13 protein-coding genes are annotated in these 18261 nt (G+C 43.3%); 12 read left to right on the top strand and 1 reads right to left on the bottom strand.

Annotated elements, in window-relative coordinates; all coding sequences use genetic code 11:
• Positions 1–22: 22 nt before the first annotated feature.
• Entirely contained in the window at positions 23–4189 is a 4167-nt protein-coding gene (locus RM556_RS02380) for a S8 family serine peptidase (protein ID WP_311360380.1), read from the bottom strand.
• A 424-nt stretch (positions 4190–4613) separates the two neighbouring features.
• Here RM556_RS02380 and RM556_RS02375 point away from each other — a divergent pair, with 424 nt between their 5' ends.
• The 12 genes from RM556_RS02375 to prc all read left to right on the top strand — a co-directional run bounded on the left by RM556_RS02375 (position 4614) and on the right by prc (position 18188).
• Entirely contained in the window at positions 4614–5801 is a 1188-nt protein-coding gene (locus tag RM556_RS02375) for a thiamine pyrophosphate-dependent dehydrogenase E1 component subunit alpha (protein WP_311360379.1), read from the top strand.
• Positions 5801–6778: a transketolase C-terminal domain-containing protein gene (locus RM556_RS02370; RefSeq protein WP_311360378.1), complete on the top strand. Its 978-nt coding sequence runs from the start codon at positions 5801–5803 to the stop codon at positions 6776–6778. Before RM556_RS02375 ends, RM556_RS02370 begins: the two co-directional genes overlap by 1 nt.
• A gap of 9 nt (positions 6779–6787) precedes the next feature.
• On the top strand, positions 6788–8395 hold the full coding sequence (locus tag RM556_RS02365; RefSeq protein WP_311360377.1) for a dihydrolipoyllysine-residue acetyltransferase: 1608 nt from the start codon (positions 6788–6790) through the stop codon (positions 8393–8395).
• A gap of 98 nt (positions 8396–8493) precedes the next feature.
• Positions 8494–9384, top strand: a complete 891-nt coding sequence (locus RM556_RS02360) for a 23S rRNA (adenine(2030)-N(6))-methyltransferase RlmJ (RefSeq protein ID WP_311360376.1) — start codon at positions 8494–8496, stop codon at positions 9382–9384.
• Between the two features lie 5 nt (positions 9385–9389).
• Positions 9390–11231 (top strand): protein kinase domain-containing protein, encoded by a 1842-nt coding sequence (locus tag RM556_RS02355; protein WP_311373743.1) that lies wholly within the window; start codon positions 9390–9392, stop codon positions 11229–11231.
• A 1-nt stretch (position 11232) separates the two neighbouring features.
• Complete coding sequence (locus tag RM556_RS02350) at positions 11233–12090, top strand: acyl-CoA thioesterase II (protein WP_311360374.1); 858 nt, start codon at positions 11233–11235, stop codon at positions 12088–12090.
• 10 nt (positions 12091–12100) lie between these two features.
• A complete protein-coding gene (locus tag RM556_RS02345; protein ID WP_311360373.1) occupies positions 12101–12622 on the top strand; it encodes a gamma carbonic anhydrase family protein in 522 nt (173 codons plus the stop codon).
• Positions 12623–13140: 518 nt separating this feature from the next.
• Positions 13141–14370, top strand: coding sequence for a nucleoside recognition domain-containing protein (locus RM556_RS02340; RefSeq protein WP_311360372.1), 1230 nt, complete (start codon positions 13141–13143; stop codon positions 14368–14370).
• Positions 14371–14641: 271 nt separating this feature from the next.
• Positions 14642–15121, top strand: coding sequence for a GAF domain-containing protein (locus tag RM556_RS02335; protein WP_311373742.1), 480 nt, complete (start codon positions 14642–14644; stop codon positions 15119–15121).
• A gap of 2 nt (positions 15122–15123) precedes the next feature.
• Entirely contained in the window at positions 15124–15405 is a 282-nt protein-coding gene (locus tag RM556_RS02330; RefSeq protein ID WP_311360370.1) for a hypothetical protein, read from the top strand.
• Between the two features lie 25 nt (positions 15406–15430).
• Entirely contained in the window at positions 15431–16075 is a 645-nt protein-coding gene (gene proQ, locus RM556_RS02325; RefSeq protein ID WP_311360369.1) for an RNA chaperone ProQ, read from the top strand.
• A 28-nt stretch (positions 16076–16103) separates the two neighbouring features.
• Positions 16104–18188, top strand: coding sequence for a carboxy terminal-processing peptidase (gene prc, locus RM556_RS02320; protein WP_311360368.1), 2085 nt, complete (start codon positions 16104–16106; stop codon positions 18186–18188).
• The last annotated feature ends 73 nt before the right edge of the window (positions 18189–18261 follow it).

The raw sequence follows: 18261 nt of genomic DNA, 5'->3' as shown, positions 1-18261 counted from the left end.
TTATTTCCATTTACCAGGTCGTTTAGCTCCGGCGTTCGCTAGACTGGCGCCTACGCCAAGCAATAAACGGGATCAGGAGTAAACTAATCCATGAGTGGCTACCACCGCCGCCGCTGCTTCCACCGGTACTTCCTCCGCCAGTGCTTGGAGCAGCTGTCACGGTTATACTGACTGTTTCAGTAACGTCATTGATACCATCGCTCGCAACAACTTCAAGGTTCAATGTGCCCGCACTATTGGGTGCTGTGCGCGTCAGACTAGTCCCCGAAACACCATCAATGGTAACACTCACGTTATCACCCTCTGGATCACTTGTACTGACACTTACCGTATAGCTTGTTCCGCCGACAACTGAGCTTGGTGCCGTAATTGTAAGGGTGGGTGCCTCATTATTATTGACTGTTACCGTTGCACTTGCGGTTGCGGTGTTCCCTTGTGGGTCACTGACGGTTGCTTGCAGTACAATCACTTCTTGCTGGTTTACTTGAGGTGCTATTAGACCAAGTGTCGCTTCATTTGGGCTACTCAAAACGGCATCAGGACCGCTGATTTGTTCCCAATTAACCGTTAGCTGGTCTCCATTCGGATCACTGACGTCTGCTGTGATTGATAAGGACAATGTTTCAAATACACTGAAGTTAGCGTCTTGTGCCCCGTCAATACTAATCACAGGTGGTCTATCAATCTGCAAGGCAGTACGTAATATCGACTCTTCTGATTGGGCAACTTGAATGTTAGTGACATCAGATCGTATAGCGAAGCTCAGGTCATTGTCACTAATATCTGCTGAGGGTATTAACTCAAAGCTAAGCGTTTCGGCTTCAGCTTCATCGGCACGTTTCGTTACATTCCAAGTAACCTCTTCGCCAGATATTGCGCCGCCTTGTTGAACAGAGCTCGGAACAAGCGTAAACCCATTCGGAATCGGTAAGGTAACATCGTAGTTTCTGTTTTCGGGTGAGCTGGTACCAAGAATATCGATCGTAAACTCGGTGGCTTGTCCAATGTTTATGCTCGGGTTTGTGGTATCAAGCTGAACATCGTTCTCACCTCTAAGCACGTTCACTGCCGTTCTTGAAACTGCACTTTGGTTACCGTTTGTGCCAAAGCCAATGACGCCAAAATAATTATCGCCAGCATCACTGGCCCCAAGGTCCCAATTTAATCGGACATCATATGGAACACCACTACCTACAGAGGAAGGCACGTCGGCACTTAAAGAAATTGTGCTGTCCTCTTGATCGACTACAGCGTACATTAGCCCATAAGTATCACTTTCACCATCAGTAGAGGCGGTGAAATTTTGAACCACAATCCAATGTCTACCTGCACTCAGATCGTCTAAATCAACGTCTATACTCTCGATTGCGCCAGAACTAAGACTGCTTGCAACCACTTCAGATTCCTCAGGTATGTCATTGTCATTGGCATCAAATACCAAGAACAAGTCTATATCTTGTGCTGAGCTCTCTGTGACTCTTGCAACGACTCTTTGTGTTTCAGACGTTGCAGTAAACTCATATAAATCAATGCCCACGGCCGTATCATCAAATGGTTCTCCCGGGCTTGGGTCTTGAGCCAGTTGGCCATCAAGGTTCGTTGCTTTCGTAAAGCCAAATGTTGTTGCTCTGAAGTTAGTTTGCGCTAATGTTTCGACATTTTTGATCAACAAGGAATCTGCGTCGCGTCCTGCCGTAGTGCTAATGAGTTCAGGTATTGAACCATTAGCGGGGATCACAGAAACAGGTAAATGCAAATCAGGCTGTCCGTTCGCCGTTAAATTGATTGCCCCAAAGCGCCATGTAGAACTTGTCGCTGCAGTCACATCAATTGTCGTCGTGACTGTCTGACTTTCGCCAACAGACAGTGAAAAAGTGCTTGGAGAGACTGAGATAGAAATATCATTAGATATTTCCTCTGCGCTGACTGTCCAGCTACCAGATTTAGTGGCAGTAAACGTGCGTGTCCATGAACAAGTGCGCACACAATCGTTATCAGTAATCGAAGGAATATTAAGCGTTCTAGGATCACCACCAGTATTTGGGTTTGCATTCAAATAATTAGCCGCACTTTCTTCCATGACTAAACCGGCCTCAACGGCCAAGTCGACTTGAACACGACCAGAGCCTGAATCAAACCAATCAGCGGCAGTGACACCGTTTTCCTTTTTAACGGTACGTGAGGCTGTCATAGCAAGTGCCGAGCGAATGTTGTCTGGCGTCCATTCAGGGTTCACAGCCTTAAGTAGGGCTGCGGCACCAGCAATATGTGGACTCGACATAGAGGTGCCGGACAAGTAATTATAATCGCCAGCTGAGGGCTCATGACCATCATGGCCAAACTGTTGATCGGCGTAGGCAGCGTAAATTTGTACGCCCGGCCCGCCAATGGTCGGAGATAATGTGCTGATACTGCTGTTCGGTCCTTTAGACGAAAAGCTAGCTAATACATCCTGTCTTGCTTCGTTTACCACTAACTGGCCTGAGGACGCGGTAATAGTTGCAGCATGATTAGTGCCTGCGGCTAACCAATTGCGTAGCGCTGTGCCTTGAGAACTACCAATGTGAATGCCCGGTACAACATATTGGTCAGCAACGATGTTGGTTGCTCCTCCTACAACATTGGCAAGGACATAGCCGCCAGCGCCACCGTCTCTGACATTGACCGCTTTTTGAACACGCGCAATTTCACCACGGTCACAGACAACAATCTGTCCACTGAATGTGCCGGCAGGAAAGGGTTGTAGACACTGCGCGCTGTCATTACCTGGATCATTTGGATTTTCAAAATCGCCTGCATAAACAATGGGGGCTGTAATACCATCACTGTTACTCACGCCGGTGAGCGTTTGTAAGCCGGTATTCCCACCTGTAAAGTTACCTATTTGTTTCGCATAAGAAATACTTCGGCCATGCTCTGCAGCAGCAACTGCCGTGTACCAAGGTGCATGCTTTCTTGTACTTCCAGCATCTGGCCCACTATTTCCAGCCGATGTCGCCACAAAAATACCAGCATTGCGTGCAGACAAAAACGCCATTTCCGTTGAACTATTCCAAGGTTGGCCACCGCCACTTATTGAATAATTGATCACATCAACTTCGTCCTCAATGGCATCTTCAATTGCCTGGTTTATTGCTGCACCGGTACAATCGCCATAGGTATCTCCCGCGTCACTGCGTCCACCCCAACATACTTGATAAGAAATCACATTAGCTCGTGGTGCAACGCCAGATATCCGAGGAAACACAAATCCAGTTGCAATGCCGTCACTTTCTTCAGCATCAAACTCAGGTAAAGACTCGGGCACATCTAGCAATGTATTACCAATAGCTGTGCCTGCAACATGGGTCCCGTGGCCACCATAATCTTCCCCGTTTTGCGCTAGCCCAACTGGGAAAACGTCTGTATCGGTATATGTATCTGTAATGACTGAATAGCTGTAAACCCCTATCAGCTTGTCGTTACACAAATTGGCGAATTCGCCAGCACAATCACCTAGATAATTATTTGCTCCTAAGGGATTGGTATGGTCGTAGCCATCATCAGCAACGTCTGCAAAAGAAGGATGGTCGGTATTGATACCCGAGTCGATAATACCGACAACAACACCCTCACCATAGTTTCCGACACCACTATCAAGGGCGACGCCAGACCAAACGCGTGGCGCACCAATGAGCTCTGGGCCGGTATCGGTATCTAGTGCATACGTTCTGTCTTTTACGACTTTCAATACATAGGGTAATTTTGCTAATTGAGCCGCTTGGTTTTGAGTAACACGTATGGCCATGCCATTAAATGCGTATTTGTAGGTGAAAATAGGTTTGAAGTTTTTTATCGTCGCGGAGGCAGCTTTCAAAAATTGCTGATGTTGTTCGTTTAGATAAGTAGTGTAGCTGCGAACTTCAGGTGATTTCAACTGGAGCTTACTGTCGCTTTGTTTTGTTGCTAATAAGCCGGGAATACCGCCGTTATAGAGTGCAATGGGAGCGTCGTTAAAATGAACAATGTACACATGCTGGCCTTGAGCATCTTCCATGTTGCTTATGAAACTTTCAGCTTGTAGATAAGCTGGTTTAGCCATGGTTTTTGCTGGTCCGGCAGTGTCCTTTTGTGGCACGGCAACAGGGGCAGAAAACGATGGGTTTGTAGCGAAAGCAATTAACATTGCCAGTGACGTTTGTTTAAACAAATCAACCTCCAAACGAAATTAAAAAGCCGCACAGCGGGCTTAGCAGCATAAATTGATACTGTATTTTTCAAAAATAAGCGAAATATTTCGCAAAGTCGAAAGGATTATCCTAGCAACTATTCTTTACAAGAAATGAATATCAATCAATGGGTCCTTACTATTGAGTGTATATCGGCAAGCGCATTAAAAAGGGTATGTAAATTACAGCAAGCTTGTGAGCTGTGATACTTACATCGCTATTTTTTTACATGCTCGACCGCTTTTATTATCAAATTTTTAACATATAGGATGAATACTCTAATACATGGGCTAAATTAGAACAAATATCATCGCTTGAGCAATATTTATAAAAAAATTAGCAAAACAGTAGGGTGAAAGCTTAACTACTATATACGCTTAAATAAAACTCTAATGGATGTTGATAATGCAAGACAGAAATCACCTTTCGAATGTGAAAACGACTCACGAGGTCGCACTTATCGAAAATGGCTTGTTAGAAATACCAATGATTCAATTGCTTGACCAAGAAGGCGGCGAGACAAACCCAGATGAAACACCACATTTAGATGAAACGACGGCTAAAAAAATAGCGTCCACAATGCAGTATATTCGTTTGCTAGATGAGCGTATGGTTGGTGCACAACGACAAGGTCGTATTAGTTTTTATCTATCATGTACAGGTGAGGAAGCCTCTACGGTTGGCAGTGCAGCGGCACTTTCCGAGCATGACATGATCATGTCACAGTACAGAGAACAAGGTGCTCTTGCATATCGCGGTTACACAACCGAACAATTTATGAACCAGATGTTTAGCAATAAGCTTGATCCGAATAAAGGCAGACAGATGCCAATTCATTATGGTGATAAAACGCTGAATTTCATGACTGTTTCTTCTCCACTCGGCACTCAAATACCACAGGCATCCGGTTATGCTTACGGTCAAAAAATGGCGGGTAACGATGCAATAACCATTTGTTATTTTGGAGAAGGCGCAGCCTCTGAAGGTGATTTTCACGCTGGTGTGAATATGGCGGCTGTTTTAAATTGTCCAGTGATATTCTTCTGCCGAAACAATGGCTATGCCATCTCAACGCCAGCTGAGGAACAGTTCAAAGGTGATGGTATTGCATCTAGGGGCATTGGATATGGCGTGAAAACGATCAGAGTAGATGGCAATGACGTCCTAGCTGTTTATGCTGCGACAAAGAAAGCGAGAGAGATTGCGCTTGCCGAGAATTGCCCTGTGCTTATTGAGGCTATGACCTACAGATTGGCAGCACACTCGACGAGTGATGATCCCACAGGTTACCGCTCGAAAGACGAAGAAGAAAAATGGCGTGCGAAGGATCCTATCGATCGCTTCACTCGCTGGCTAGATAAAAAAGGGTGGTTTGATAAGGAAGCGACAGAGCAGTTCCTAGATAAATCTCGCTCAGATATTCTTGCCGCTGTAAAAACAGCTGAAAAAGTCGACGTAGCGCCAATAGAAGATATTGTTGAGGATGTATACGATACGCCACCTTGGCACCTACAAGAACAACTTTCAAGCCTCAAAGAGCATATTAAACGTTATCCAGAACACTATCCGAAGACGGCAGGGAGAATTAAGTAATGGCAAAGATGAACTTACTCCAAGCGATTAACAACGCGCTGATCACTGCAATGACGGAAGACGAAAAAGTCATGGTGTTTGGTGAAGACGTAGGCCACTTCGGCGGTGTTTTTAGAGCCACAAGTAATTTACAAGAGAAATTTGGTAAAGGTCGTTGCTTCAACACTCCGTTAACAGAGCAAGGCATAATTGGTTTCGCCAATGGTTTGGCTTCTCAGGGCTCAGTGCCAATTGCTGAAATTCAGTTTGGTGATTATATTTTCCCCGCATTTGACCAAATCGTGAATGAAACCGCCAAATGGCGCTACCGTTCGGGCGGTCAATTTACCACGGGAACGTTGACCATTAGAACGCCGTATGGCGGCGGAATCGCTGGCGGTCACTATCATTCACAGTCGCCAGAGGCTTTCTTTGCGCACATTCCTGGAATGAAAATCGTTATTCCACGCAATCCTCGTCAAGCGAAAGGTCTATTATTATCGTCTATTCGTGATGACAACCCCGTGTTATTTATGGAGCCGAAAAAACTATATCGTGCCTCAGTAGGTGAAGTGCCAGAGGAAGACTACGAGTTACCTTTGGGCAAAGCCGACCTTGTCTCAAGCGGAAGTGATATCACCTTACTGGCTTGGGGAGCTCAAGTAGAAATCATTGAAAAAGCAGCCGCCATGGCCAGTGAGAAGGGAGTGTCTTGTGAAGTGATTGATTTGCAGAGTATTCTACCTTGGGATGTGGAAGCTGTTTGTGAATCGGTGTGCAAAACCGGTCGTCTATTGATTAATCATGAAGCTCCGTTAACAGGTGGATTTGCAAGTGAAATCGCTGCCACTGTACAAGAAAGATGCTTTCTGCATTTAGAATCACCCATTGCGAGAGTGTGTGGTCTTGATACGCCTTATCCTTTGGCACATGAAAAAGAGTATATGCCAGACCACCTGAAAACATTCGAAGCTATCATGCGCACGATGAACTATTAAGGAAGTACCATGAACGAATTTATTCTACCCGATATTGGCGAGGGTATTGTTGAATGTGAACTTCTTGAGTGGTTAGTCAATGAAGGCGACCAAATAGAAGAGGATCAGCCGGTTGCCGAAGTCATGACCGATAAAGCAACTGTCCAGATACCAGCAATGCACAAAGGCGTTGTGCGCAAGCTACACTATAAAACAGGCGATATTGCAAAGGTCCATGAGCCATTGTTCGCAATGGATATTGAGGGTGAAGCGAGCACAGAAAGCGTTTCTGAAAATGTCACTGAATCGACCAATAACGTAATCGAAGAAAGTGTTGAAAAGCTAGCGTCTCATGAAATAAATCAACAAGGAAGCCAGCAAGAGGCGTTCATTCTGCCAGATATTGGTGAAGGTATTGTTGAGTGTGAGATTGTGAAGTGGTGCATTCAAGAAGGCGATTTGGTTGAGGAAGACCAAGTGGTTGTCGAAGTCATGACCGATAAGGCTGTAGTAGAAATTCCAGCGAAGCATCAAGGTGTTGTGACTAAGTTGCATTATGCACAGGGCGATATTGCACAGGTGCACACGCCATTGTTCGACCAAACAATCGCTGGTTCAGCAACTATCGCTAGTGGCGAGCCGGAGCGTGTAATTCAAACGACTGAAGAACAGCAAACAGTGCAGGAGGCGTCTGCCAGTCAGGTATCAAATACCAAAAATGGCAAAGCGCTAGCGAGCCCAGCGGTGAGACGTGTCGCCAGAGAGAAAAATGTCGACTTAAGTATGGTTGCTGGCAGCGGTAAGAAAGGCCGAGTCCTAAAAGAGGATATTGAGCACTTTTTGTCGAACAATGCTCAGAAAGGACCGTCAAGCCAAAACAAGTCACAAAGTAGCTCGCATTCTACTTTGGTTAATACAAGTGAAAGTTCAGACATACTTGAAACGATTCCGATGCGCGGTATTAAGGCTGCTATGGCAAAACAAATGCTTGCCAGTGTTACGACGATACCGCATTTTACGGTCTCAGATGAATTGGTGATGGATGAACTCATCGCTTTAAGGCAAGCACTTAAGCCACAGTTCGAAAAGGAAGGGGTAAAGCTTAGCTTTATGCCTTTTTTCATAAAAGCACTGTCATTGGCTTTACATGAGTTCCCGGTAGTAAATTCTCGATTGAATAAAGATGAGACAGAGCTACACTACTTGCGTTCTCATAATATAGGCATGGCAGTCGACTCAAAGATCGGATTATTAGTCCCGAACATCAAAAATGTACAAAACCTATCGTTATTTGAAGTTGCTAAAGAATGCGACCGCATTATTGCTTCTGCGAGAGAGGGCAAGCTATCTAACGCAGACCTATCAAATGGTACCATCAGCATTTCCAATATTGGCGCGATTGGCGGTATGACAGCAACACCTGTGATCAATAAGCCGGAAGTTGCAATAGTAGCTTTGGGTAAAACGCAAAAGCTCCCTCGATTTGACGAAACCGGTGAGGTATTTGCGCAAAGTATCATGATGCTCAATTGGTCTGGTGATCATCGGGTGATAGACGGTGCAACCATGGTGCGTTTTAACAACTTGTGGATGAGTTATCTACAATCACCTCAACTTATGTTGATGCATTTAAAGTAAGGACTGCTATTTCTGGAACTTAGATGTAATATTAGGATACTCGTATCGAATCAGGACCCGCGCGAAGCGGGTCTTTTTTTATGAAGGATGCTTAATCTTTGCTTAGCTACCAACACGTATATCACGCAGGTAATCACGCAGATGTGCTTAAACACATCACTTTGATGTCCATGCTCAAAAAGCTTACTGTCAAATCGAAACCGATGTTCTACCTTGATACCCACGCGGGCTCTGGTGTGTATCACTTGAATTCTGAGCAGGCTCTTAAGAATTCGGAAGCCAATACAGGTATTAAAAACTTGAATGACAGCGCTAATCATCTTGAAGGCTTGATTGCCGATTACTTAACAGTGGTTGCGCCGTATCAACAATCTTCTCAGTATCCAGGCTCTCCTATGATTGCAGATGAGCTTTTGAGAGACCACGATACTGCGTTTGCTTGTGAGTTGCATCCTCAAGCGTTTAATGAACTACAGAGCAACAGTAAACATTCGATAATAAAAGCGCAAAATAGAAATGGGTTTGAAGCATTAAAGGCGATGTTACCGCCTTCGCCTAACCGCGGTATGGTACTCATCGATCCTCCTTACGAAAATGCTGAGGAATACACTCAAGTTCTTGAACAGATGAAGGTCGCTGTAAAACGATGGCCGATAGGCAGTTACGCAATATGGTACCCACTATTGTCCCCACAACGTGTTGACTATAAAAGTGGAGAGATCGTTGCAAACCCCAAAGCAAAACTGAGCAAATTAATGTTAGCGTCCTTAGCTGAATTGCCAGTAAAGTCGGTGTTAAACGTGTATTTTAGTCCGTCATCGCCAAGTCCAAATACAGGTATGTATGGTTCTGGTATGTGTATACTCAATCCACCGTGGCAGCTAGCTGAAGAGTTAGAAGAACTGATTCAGCAACTATGTTCATGCTTATCCGGTGATGCGAACGAATACTGCGGCGTATCTTGGTTGAAAACTGAAGCACAGAAGTAATTATCATGCCGGATCAATCTAAGTCAGCTCCCATCAAGCATTTCTACATTCCAGACGACCAATCGATCTATTTGCTATCCCATAAAGATGCCAAAAAGCTAAAGAATTGGGTCAATCTGTGTATGTCGCAATTGGAAAAGCTTGGGTATATTGATATTGAAATGATTGGTAAGGGAGCCTTTGGTTTTGCCTTCTCTGGCACGGCTAAAAATGGAGAGCAATTGGTCTTTAAGTTTTCCCGTATTACGCTCCCGCAACACATTCAAGATCGCTTAGAAGAAGAAGCGTTCATGCAAGCCTTAGTGATTCACCCAAACGTGCCAAAGTTGTTAGAGTTTCAACAAATTAAAAAGCAATCAATTTTGGTAATGGAGCGAGCAAAGGGGATTGATTTTGAAAAATACTCACTTCAATTCGGACCTTTGCCTCCTCGCTTAATTATAAAAATTGCGATACAGCTATGTGAAATTTTGGCGTTTTTAAGAGCGTTTACTCAAGGCGGCGCGCTCAGACCCATCGTACATGGCGATATTAAGCCTTCAAATTTAGTTTGGGATAGTGAAAACGAAGCGGTAAGCCTCATTGACTGGGGGTCATGTGTGTTTGCCCAGATTGATACAAACGGTCAAACTATTACAAGCAATGTGATGGATTTGATGTCTTCTGACCTTCAAGAAACCAATGCTCGGCTTGGCGACGTATATTTTATCGGCGATGACCAATTAAATGGAAAACTATCCAGCCCGCGATTTGATGAACAAGGTTTAGCGAGTACGCTTTATGCCTTAGCCTCTGGTCAAAGTTCTCGCTATGGTCGTTTAGCAATTCCACCCAGCGCATTGGGCTTACCGAAAGAATTCGCTAAGGTATTACAACATCTGATGAGTGACGAGCGAAAAGAGCGAGAGCAAGCAGGAGATTACTTGCTTGTGAACTACCCAAGGTTTCGTCATTTAGTATTCGCTGATGACCAGGTTAATGAAAAACCTTGCATGGTTCCTACCTGGATCCACCAAGAAGTGAAAGATATTGAAACGGTGGTTTACAGTTCAAGGAAATCTTATCTACGCCAACAAGACGGCATTAATCTTGATGATCTCAATTACGTAGATGATGCCCAATTTGAACGTTATTACAAAAATTATTTACAAGGGATGGGTGAAACAGAAAAAGGATTTATTGCTGCCGTGAGTCGCCTCGGTAAATATCCAGTTGTGGGTGGTTTGGCAATTCGTTGGGAAGAAGAGGGCATCTTCGTTGATTCAAGCTTAAATCTTTTTGATCCAAGCCTTAAATTATCGTTCGACAGAAGCGTTGACAATGTCATCAATCTAGCGCGAGCGATCACTCGAAGTGGTGTTTTTAAAAGTTGTATGTTCAATGCAAAAAACACGCTGCATGTAGAGCGCCGAAGTGATAAAGCGGCCTTTAAACCCCATGCTCAATTAGAGATTCCATATGAATTGAGTAAAGTATCATTATCAGAAGATGAGAGCAGAATGCACTCGTATTTCGAAGATGGCGAAGATCCGGATGAACTACTAAAACTGCCAGAAGCATTAATGGCAAAAATTAAGAGTTTGAACGCAATTCATCACACCGGTTGTATTATTTTTGAAGCATTACCAAAACATCTTAAAATTCATAACTATTATACCTTGCTAGATCACAATATGGAGCTAGAATTCAGGAGTCTATTGAAGGAAATTATCGACCTTATTCCACAAATAGATGGCCTTGGTATTTCGGGATTTATGAAACTGCCTTACAAAGATACGCGTTTCTTCGAACATCAAGAAGTAGCGAAAGAACACTATTACCCTAAAGATCCAAAACGGAGAAAGTAAGTTGTCAGAAGCAAGACTTGAACACCTATTCGATTTAGAAAAGATTGAAGATGGATTATTTCGTGGCCAAAGCTGGGACCTCGGGTTTCGCGCCTTATTTGGCGGACAAGTATTGGGGCAGTCTATTGCTGCCGCCTATCATACGGTCGATCCAGATCATGTCATCCACAGTTTGCACTCCTATTTTCTTTTACCGGGTGACGCGCAAAAACCGGTGCTTTACGATATTGAAAACGTCAGAGATGGACGTAGTTTTTCATCTCGAAGAGTGAAAGCGATTCAGAATGGCCGGACAATTTTTGACATGACGTGTTCCTTCCAGCGACCGGAAGAGGGCTTATCACATCAGTTTGCTAACATGCCGCAGGTGCCAGAACCTGATGATGTTGCCCAAGATATAAAATTTTACGAAGACAATTACGAACGCCTTTCCGAGCGCATGAAAGAATCATTAAGCTACCATCGCCCAGTAGATATTCGAACAGTCGATTCGGCAAATTCATATACTGCCGAAAAGCGAGATCCTAAGCGTTGTATTTGGCTGAAAGGCAGAGACAAAATGGATTGTCCTCTGAGCGTGCATCAAGCGTCCTTAGCTTATGCATCGGATTACCATTTTCTGAGTACGTCTCTACAACCTCATGGCTTAGCGGTGCATGACAAATCACTCCGGCTCGCCACGATTGACCACGCTGTTTGGTTTCACAAGCCCTTTTCTTTTGATGACTGGTTGTTGTACGAAATGGAAAGTCCTTTTAGTGGCACTGGTAGAGGAATTGTTCAAGGAAAAGTGTTTGATAAATCCGGTGTGTTGGTTGCGACAACGATGCAAGAAGGGTTAATGAGACAAATTAAGTAGGAGTAAAAACATGATTTATCAACTAGGCAATGAAAAAGTCAGATTGGGCAATAACACCTACGTTGCACCTAGCGCACAAGTGATGGGAAAAGTCATTTTACAAGACAATGCTAGCGTCTGGTTTAATGCGGTGATAAGAGGTGACTGTGATCTCATCGAGGTAGGCGAAGGATCCAACGTTCAAGACGGTTCTGTGCTGCACACCGATTATGGCTACCCGATGCAAATAGGCAAAGGTGTAACAATAGGTCATAAAGTCATGCTTCATGGTTGTACTATTGGTGACTATTCTCTTATCGGTATCAATGCGGTGGTATTGAACGGCGCTAAAATTGGACATCATTGTGTTATTGGCGCCAATGCACTGGTCACAGAGGGAATGGAAATTCCTGACTATTCAGTAGTGATGGGATCGCCAGCCAAAATTGTAAAGCAGGTAAATGAAGCTCAAGCGGTAATGCTGGAAAAGTCTTCGGAACACTACCAAGAGAATGCTAAGCGTTTCGAAGCCGACCTGACTGTTCAAGAATAGTCACATTTATGAATCGCAATGCTTAGAACACAAGCCCAGAAATAAAAAGGCCCGGAACAAACGTTCCAGGCTTAGGGGAATGGCCCATTACTGAGCCGTGCGCTAACTTTTACTACTAATACACTTGGTTAATTACAATTAGTAAACAACTGTCTTTCAAACCAATCATGCTTAACCGATACTACGTATTTGAGTACAACGTCCATATCAGGGAGAAGCGTGTTACAAAATTAATCGGACAGATATAATAGACTAAAACTGAGTAAAATATAAACAGGTTTTTGCAATTAATTTATGAAACTTCAATAACATAAACATAGCATACAATATTTGTGAAATCTAAACCTTTTAAAGTCAGTAGCTTAGCTAATTATTTGTGAACAGTTTACACATAGGAAATAAACAATTTATCCACAGATTTTTCCACAATCATATGGATTTTGTTCTACCAAATTACCTTCGTTCACATATACTAATGCACCGAGACCCAATAATAACGAAAATAAACAAGGGACTAAATGTTACATAAAATCTGGCTATTCTTTATTGTAAGTGCGTTTATTGCCACGTGCGCAAAAGTGGCGATTACAGGTGACTTAGGCGGGTTTGAAGAAGTCATGAATGCGATTGTGTCCATGGCAAAAACGAGTGTTGATATCGCGATAGGTTTGATCGGTTTGCTTGCATTTTGGTTAGGCATATTTAAAGTTGCTGAACATTCAGGCCTAATCGCTAAATTCTCAAGAGTTCTCGAACCTTTACTATGCCGCATTATGCCTGATATTCCGAAAGGGCACCCAGCCTTGGGAAGCATCACAATGAATATGTCAGCTAATGTGCTTGGGCTAGATAATGCTGCCACGCCATTCGGTATTAAAGCGATGCAAGATATGCAAAGCCTCGCGCCAGTGAAAGACACCTTAACTAATTCTCAAATTTTGTTTCTAGTACTAAATACATCATCAGTGACTTTGTTTCCAATTGCCGTCTTCCTTTATAGAGCAGAACAGGGAGCCGCGCAGCCTACAGATGTTTTTATCCCAATTCTTCTCGCCACAAGCGCTTCTACCTTAGCTGGTTTGTTCATCACTTGTGCGGTACAGAAAGTAAATCTGTTTAATCGAGTTGTGCTCGGGTATTTAGTCGGCGTCTTTAGTCTATTGGCTGCGATTATTTTGTATTTTTCAAATTTAGCGGCAGAGCAATTGGCCTCACAGTCATCCTTGGTCGCTAACTTTTTATTACTGCTATTTATCGTTCTAGTGTTGGTCCTAGGCTGGCGCAAGAAGAAAAACACCTATGAATTATTTGTCGACGGCGCTAAGCAGGGTTTTGAAGTCGCGATTACTATCATTCCATTCTTGCTCGCAATGCTGTTTGCCATTGGTATGCTGCGAGCAAGCGGCCTGCTCGATATGGTTATGCAAGGCATTGCCTATATGGTGTCTGCTGTTGGTCTTGATACGCGATTTGTTGACGCGGTTCCTAATGCATTGATGAAGCCCTTGAGCGGCAGTGGTGCAAGAGCGTTGATGATAGAAACGATGCAACATCATGGTGCCGACTCTTTTGCTGGGCGACTTGCATCTGTGATGCAAGGCTCAACTGAAACCACATTTTATGTGCTCGCGGTTTATCTTGGGGCGGTCGGCATCAAACATAGTCGATATGCTGTTGGTTGCTGTCTAGCTGCTGATGGTGCAGGTATTTTTACGGCCATCATGGTGAGTTACTGGTTCTTCGGTTAAGGAGTTATGTGACGGGCTCGTGTTAAGCGCTGGTATAAAGGTGTATAAATAAACGGCGTAAAACTGTCATAAAAAAGACGATTTGCTTGAAACATGAACGTTGACACAAATAGATACAATTAAAAATAATAAGTCCTTTAAAAGGCTTCTATAAGATTTAGAGCGAGTGCTACTATACTCCGCTGTAACCTAAACGCAGAGGCCTTACTTGGCACATAAATAGTATTTTATGTCGCTTTCGTAGTATCTCCACAGCTATATATAAGAATGAATGAACGATAAACAAAAACACTATCAGTTAATTAATGCTCAAGTTGCTGCTTTAATTGATTCGGAGCCGGATCGCATTGCGAATATGGCGAATATTTCAGCGGTTCTCTACAATCAACTAGCTCAGGTAAACTGGGCCGGTTTCTACTTGTTCAAAGAAGAGCAATTAGTATTAGGTCCATTCCAAGGTCAACCAGCATGTATACGTATTCCAATGGGAAAGGGCGTCTGTGGCACATCCGCAGCAACACAAAGTACCTTACTAGTAGACGATGTACATCAATTTGACGGCCATATTGCCTGCGATGCTGCTTCTAATTCTGAGATTGTAATCCCCATTATTTCGGCTTCCGGCAAGCTATATGGTGTCCTAGATATTGATAGTCCTGTACACAATAGATTTGACCAAGATGACAAAGCTGGATTAGAAGCGCTTGTTGCACAATTTGTGTCAACCTTCGATGAGAGTATAAGCGAGTAAACATGAAACATTTTGTTGATATACACACGCTTTTGAGTACGCCAGATGACATGGAAGACATCCATGATGATGCATATGATGCCTCAGAAAAACTGAATACTATTTTGCATATGGTCTACGACGCTATTGATGAAGACGAAGATGCCGATAGAATTAACAGAATAATGGAAAAAACGTGGGAACATTGGCACCAAGATCGCTATTTATTAGAGATTGAGGTTGACGACTTGGTTGATTGGGTGGATCATCTACTATCAACTTGGGATGATTCCGAAGAATCTTAAAGACGACAGAACACGAAGTAATTTAATGGAAGAACAACAAAAATTAGCAAACAGCAAAGAAGTATTAGCTTTTCTTGCTGCAGAATACCCTAAATGCTTTTCACTGGATGCAGATGCAAAGCCACTTAAAATTGGGATTTTCCACGACCTAGCCTTACGTTTAGAGGGTGACCCTCGAGTAAGTAAACGCTTGTTGAGAATGTCACTTCGACACTACACCAGTAGTTGGAAGTATTTGGCGTCAATCAAAGAAGGTGTACATCGCGTAGATCTCGATGGTAAAAACGGTGACTTAGTCGAAGGCGAACATGCTGAACACGCTGCGCAACAGTTACAAGAAAGCAAAGCGAAAGCAGCCGAAAAGCGTCAAGAGCAAAAGAAACAAGCGAATGACAAAAAAAGCTATAAGAATAGAGCCAAGATTCCAGGTAAGGGCGCTGCTGGTGATAAAAAGCCAAGTGATAAGCGATCTAAACCAGCACCAGCGAAAGTAAAAGTAAGAGAACTTAACGATGATGACCTAAAAGTGGGTGTTCAGGTTTCTGTCAAGGTAGGCAGTACACCAATGGCAGCTACCATCACGGACATTGCAAAAGATGGCATTCAAGTGCAACTTAATTCCGGCATGACGGTCAAAGTGCAACGAGCCCAGTTGAGGCTTACAGTTTAAGGTCGGGCAAATTAGTAAGGTAGATTAAATGCAGAGTAATGTAGTAAAGACTTTTAAAAAACGATTTGTTTCAGTTGCAGTCACCACGTGTTTAGTTGGTGGGATCTCTTTTTTCAGTTACAGCCTACCCGGGCCCAGCACAGAAACTACAGGTGTGATTCCTGAGCTTAAGCAAGAGTCGCAACATGGTAAATCGGCAAAACGAATTACTGACCACTTTACTCGATCTCACTACAAGAAAATTGATATTGACAATGCTTTGTCTCAAAAAGTCTTTGACCGCTACCTGCGTTCACTTGATTTAAACAAAAGCTTTTTTTACGCCAAAGATATTGCGAAATTTGAAAAGTTAAAAAACGACTTTGATGATGCCATTCGTAAAGGTGATCTCGACATTGCTTACGACATTTACGAAGTAAACTTAGAGCGTCGTGCTGAACGATTTAACTATGCATTGACGTTACTGGACCTTCCGTTCGATTTCGAAAGAAAAGACGATAAGTATTTTTATGATCGTGAAGAGTCGGCATGGGCAAGCACTGAGGACGAGTTAAATGAAGTGTGGCGTCAACGTGTGAAGTATGATGCTTTAAATTTAAAGATGGCTGATAAAACATGGGAAGAAACCCAAGACATCTTGAAAAAACGCTATGAGCGAGCGATTAAACGTTTGTCTCAAACTAAGAGTGAAGATGTTTTTCAGACTGTGATGAATTCATTTGCTCGTAGCATTGAGGCGCATACTTCGTATTTAAGTCCACGCAATACTGAACGTTTCCAGATGGAAATGAACTTATCCTTGGAAGGCATTGGCGCCGTACTGCGCAGTGAGGAAGATCACACTGTTATAGTTAGCTTAGTGCCAGGAGGCCCTGCTGATAAGTCTGAAAAGGTAAAACCAGAAGACAAAATCGTTGCTGTTGCACAAGACGGGGAAGAGTTCGTTGACGTTGTTGGTTGGCGTTTAGATGACGTGGTGCAGTTGATCAAAGGTCCAAAAGGCAGCGTTGTTACTTTGCAAGTATTGAAAGGACAAGGCGAGGGCAAGAAATTAGCTGAAGTTACAATCACACGTGACAAAGTGAAATTGGAAGACCGAGCTGCCAAGTCTGAAGTTTATATTCCTGAGTCTGGTCCAAATAAAGGGCAGAAATTAGGTGTAATCAATATCCCAAGCTTCTACCACAATCTTCATGTGGACGTTAAGAAAGAACTTGATAAGTTAAAAGAAGAAGAAGTGAAGGGCGTTATCGTTGATTTACGAGGTAACGGCGGTGGTTCACTACCTGAGTCTATTTATTTAAGTGGTTTGTTTATTGAAAAAGGCCCGGTTGTTCAGGTCAGATATGAAAATGGACGAATCAGTGTCGACCGTGATACCGACGGGGTGGTACATTATGCAGGCCCCTTAACGGTCATGGTTGATCGATATAGCGCCTCTGCAAGCGAGATTTTTGCAGCAGCCATGCAAGATTATGGTAGAGCCGTTATTGTTGGTGAGCAAACGTTTGGTAAAGGCACTGTTCAGCAACACCGTGGTTTAAGCAGAATCTATGACCTTGACGAAAATCCATTGGGTGCAGTGCAGTTTACTATTGCGAAGTTCTACCGTATTAGCGGTGGTAGTACCCAATATAAGGGGGTTACTCCTGATATTCTTTACCCTTCACCCATTGATCCTGCAGAGTGGGGCGAAAGCAAGGAAGAAAATGCGTTACCATATGACAGTATCCGTAAAGCAAACTACAGTCAGTTAGGTCGCTACGATGGTATGATAGATGTATTAGCTGCCAAACATTCAGCGCGCGCAATGAAGGATCCAGAATTTGGCTATATCTTTGAAGATATCGAAGAGTACAACAAAAACAAAGATAAAGACTATATTAGTCTTGTTGAGTCAGAGCGCTTAGAAACTCGCGCGGAAAACGATGACCAAGCCTTAACAAGATTGAATGAACGTTTAAAGCGCATGGGGCTTGAACCAGTAGGTTCCTTGGAAGACGATTTACCAGACGAGATTGATGAAATCGATCCATTCCTAGCTGAAGCAGCGAATATCACGTTCGATATGATCAGTACTGGTAGTTACGCATTAAACTTAAAAGAGTCGTAAAAAAATAAAATAAACAATAAGGCAGCGTTTTGGCTGCCTTTGTTGCTTTTGCAATACCAATATCAAAAAATAA

This window comes from Alteromonas sp. W364, assembly GCF_031846205.1.
GTDB classification, from domain to species: Bacteria; Pseudomonadota; Gammaproteobacteria; order Enterobacterales; family Alteromonadaceae; genus Glaciecola; species Glaciecola blandensis.
This window is presented reverse-complemented; position numbering and strand designations above follow the sequence as displayed.

Coding starts and splice junctions, on each gene's coding strand:
- RM556_RS02345 (WP_311360373.1), top strand. CDS start 12,101: ATGATTTATCAACTAGGCAATGAAAAAGTCAGATTGGGCAATAACACC.
- RM556_RS02365 (WP_311360377.1), top strand. CDS start 6,788: ATGAACGAATTTATTCTACCCGATATTGGCGAGGGTATTGTTGAATGT.
- RM556_RS02370 (WP_311360378.1), top strand. CDS start 5,801: ATGGCAAAGATGAACTTACTCCAAGCGATTAACAACGCGCTGATCACT.
- proQ (WP_311360369.1), top strand. CDS start 15,431: ATGGAAGAACAACAAAAATTAGCAAACAGCAAAGAAGTATTAGCTTTT.
- RM556_RS02335 (WP_311373742.1), top strand. CDS start 14,642: ATGAACGATAAACAAAAACACTATCAGTTAATTAATGCTCAAGTTGCT.
- RM556_RS02340 (WP_311360372.1), top strand. CDS start 13,141: ATGTTACATAAAATCTGGCTATTCTTTATTGTAAGTGCGTTTATTGCC.
- RM556_RS02375 (WP_311360379.1), top strand. CDS start 4,614: ATGCAAGACAGAAATCACCTTTCGAATGTGAAAACGACTCACGAGGTC.
- RM556_RS02355 (WP_311373743.1), top strand. CDS start 9,390: ATGCCGGATCAATCTAAGTCAGCTCCCATCAAGCATTTCTACATTCCA.
- RM556_RS02330 (WP_311360370.1), top strand. CDS start 15,124: ATGAAACATTTTGTTGATATACACACGCTTTTGAGTACGCCAGATGAC.
- prc (WP_311360368.1), top strand. CDS start 16,104: ATGCAGAGTAATGTAGTAAAGACTTTTAAAAAACGATTTGTTTCAGTT.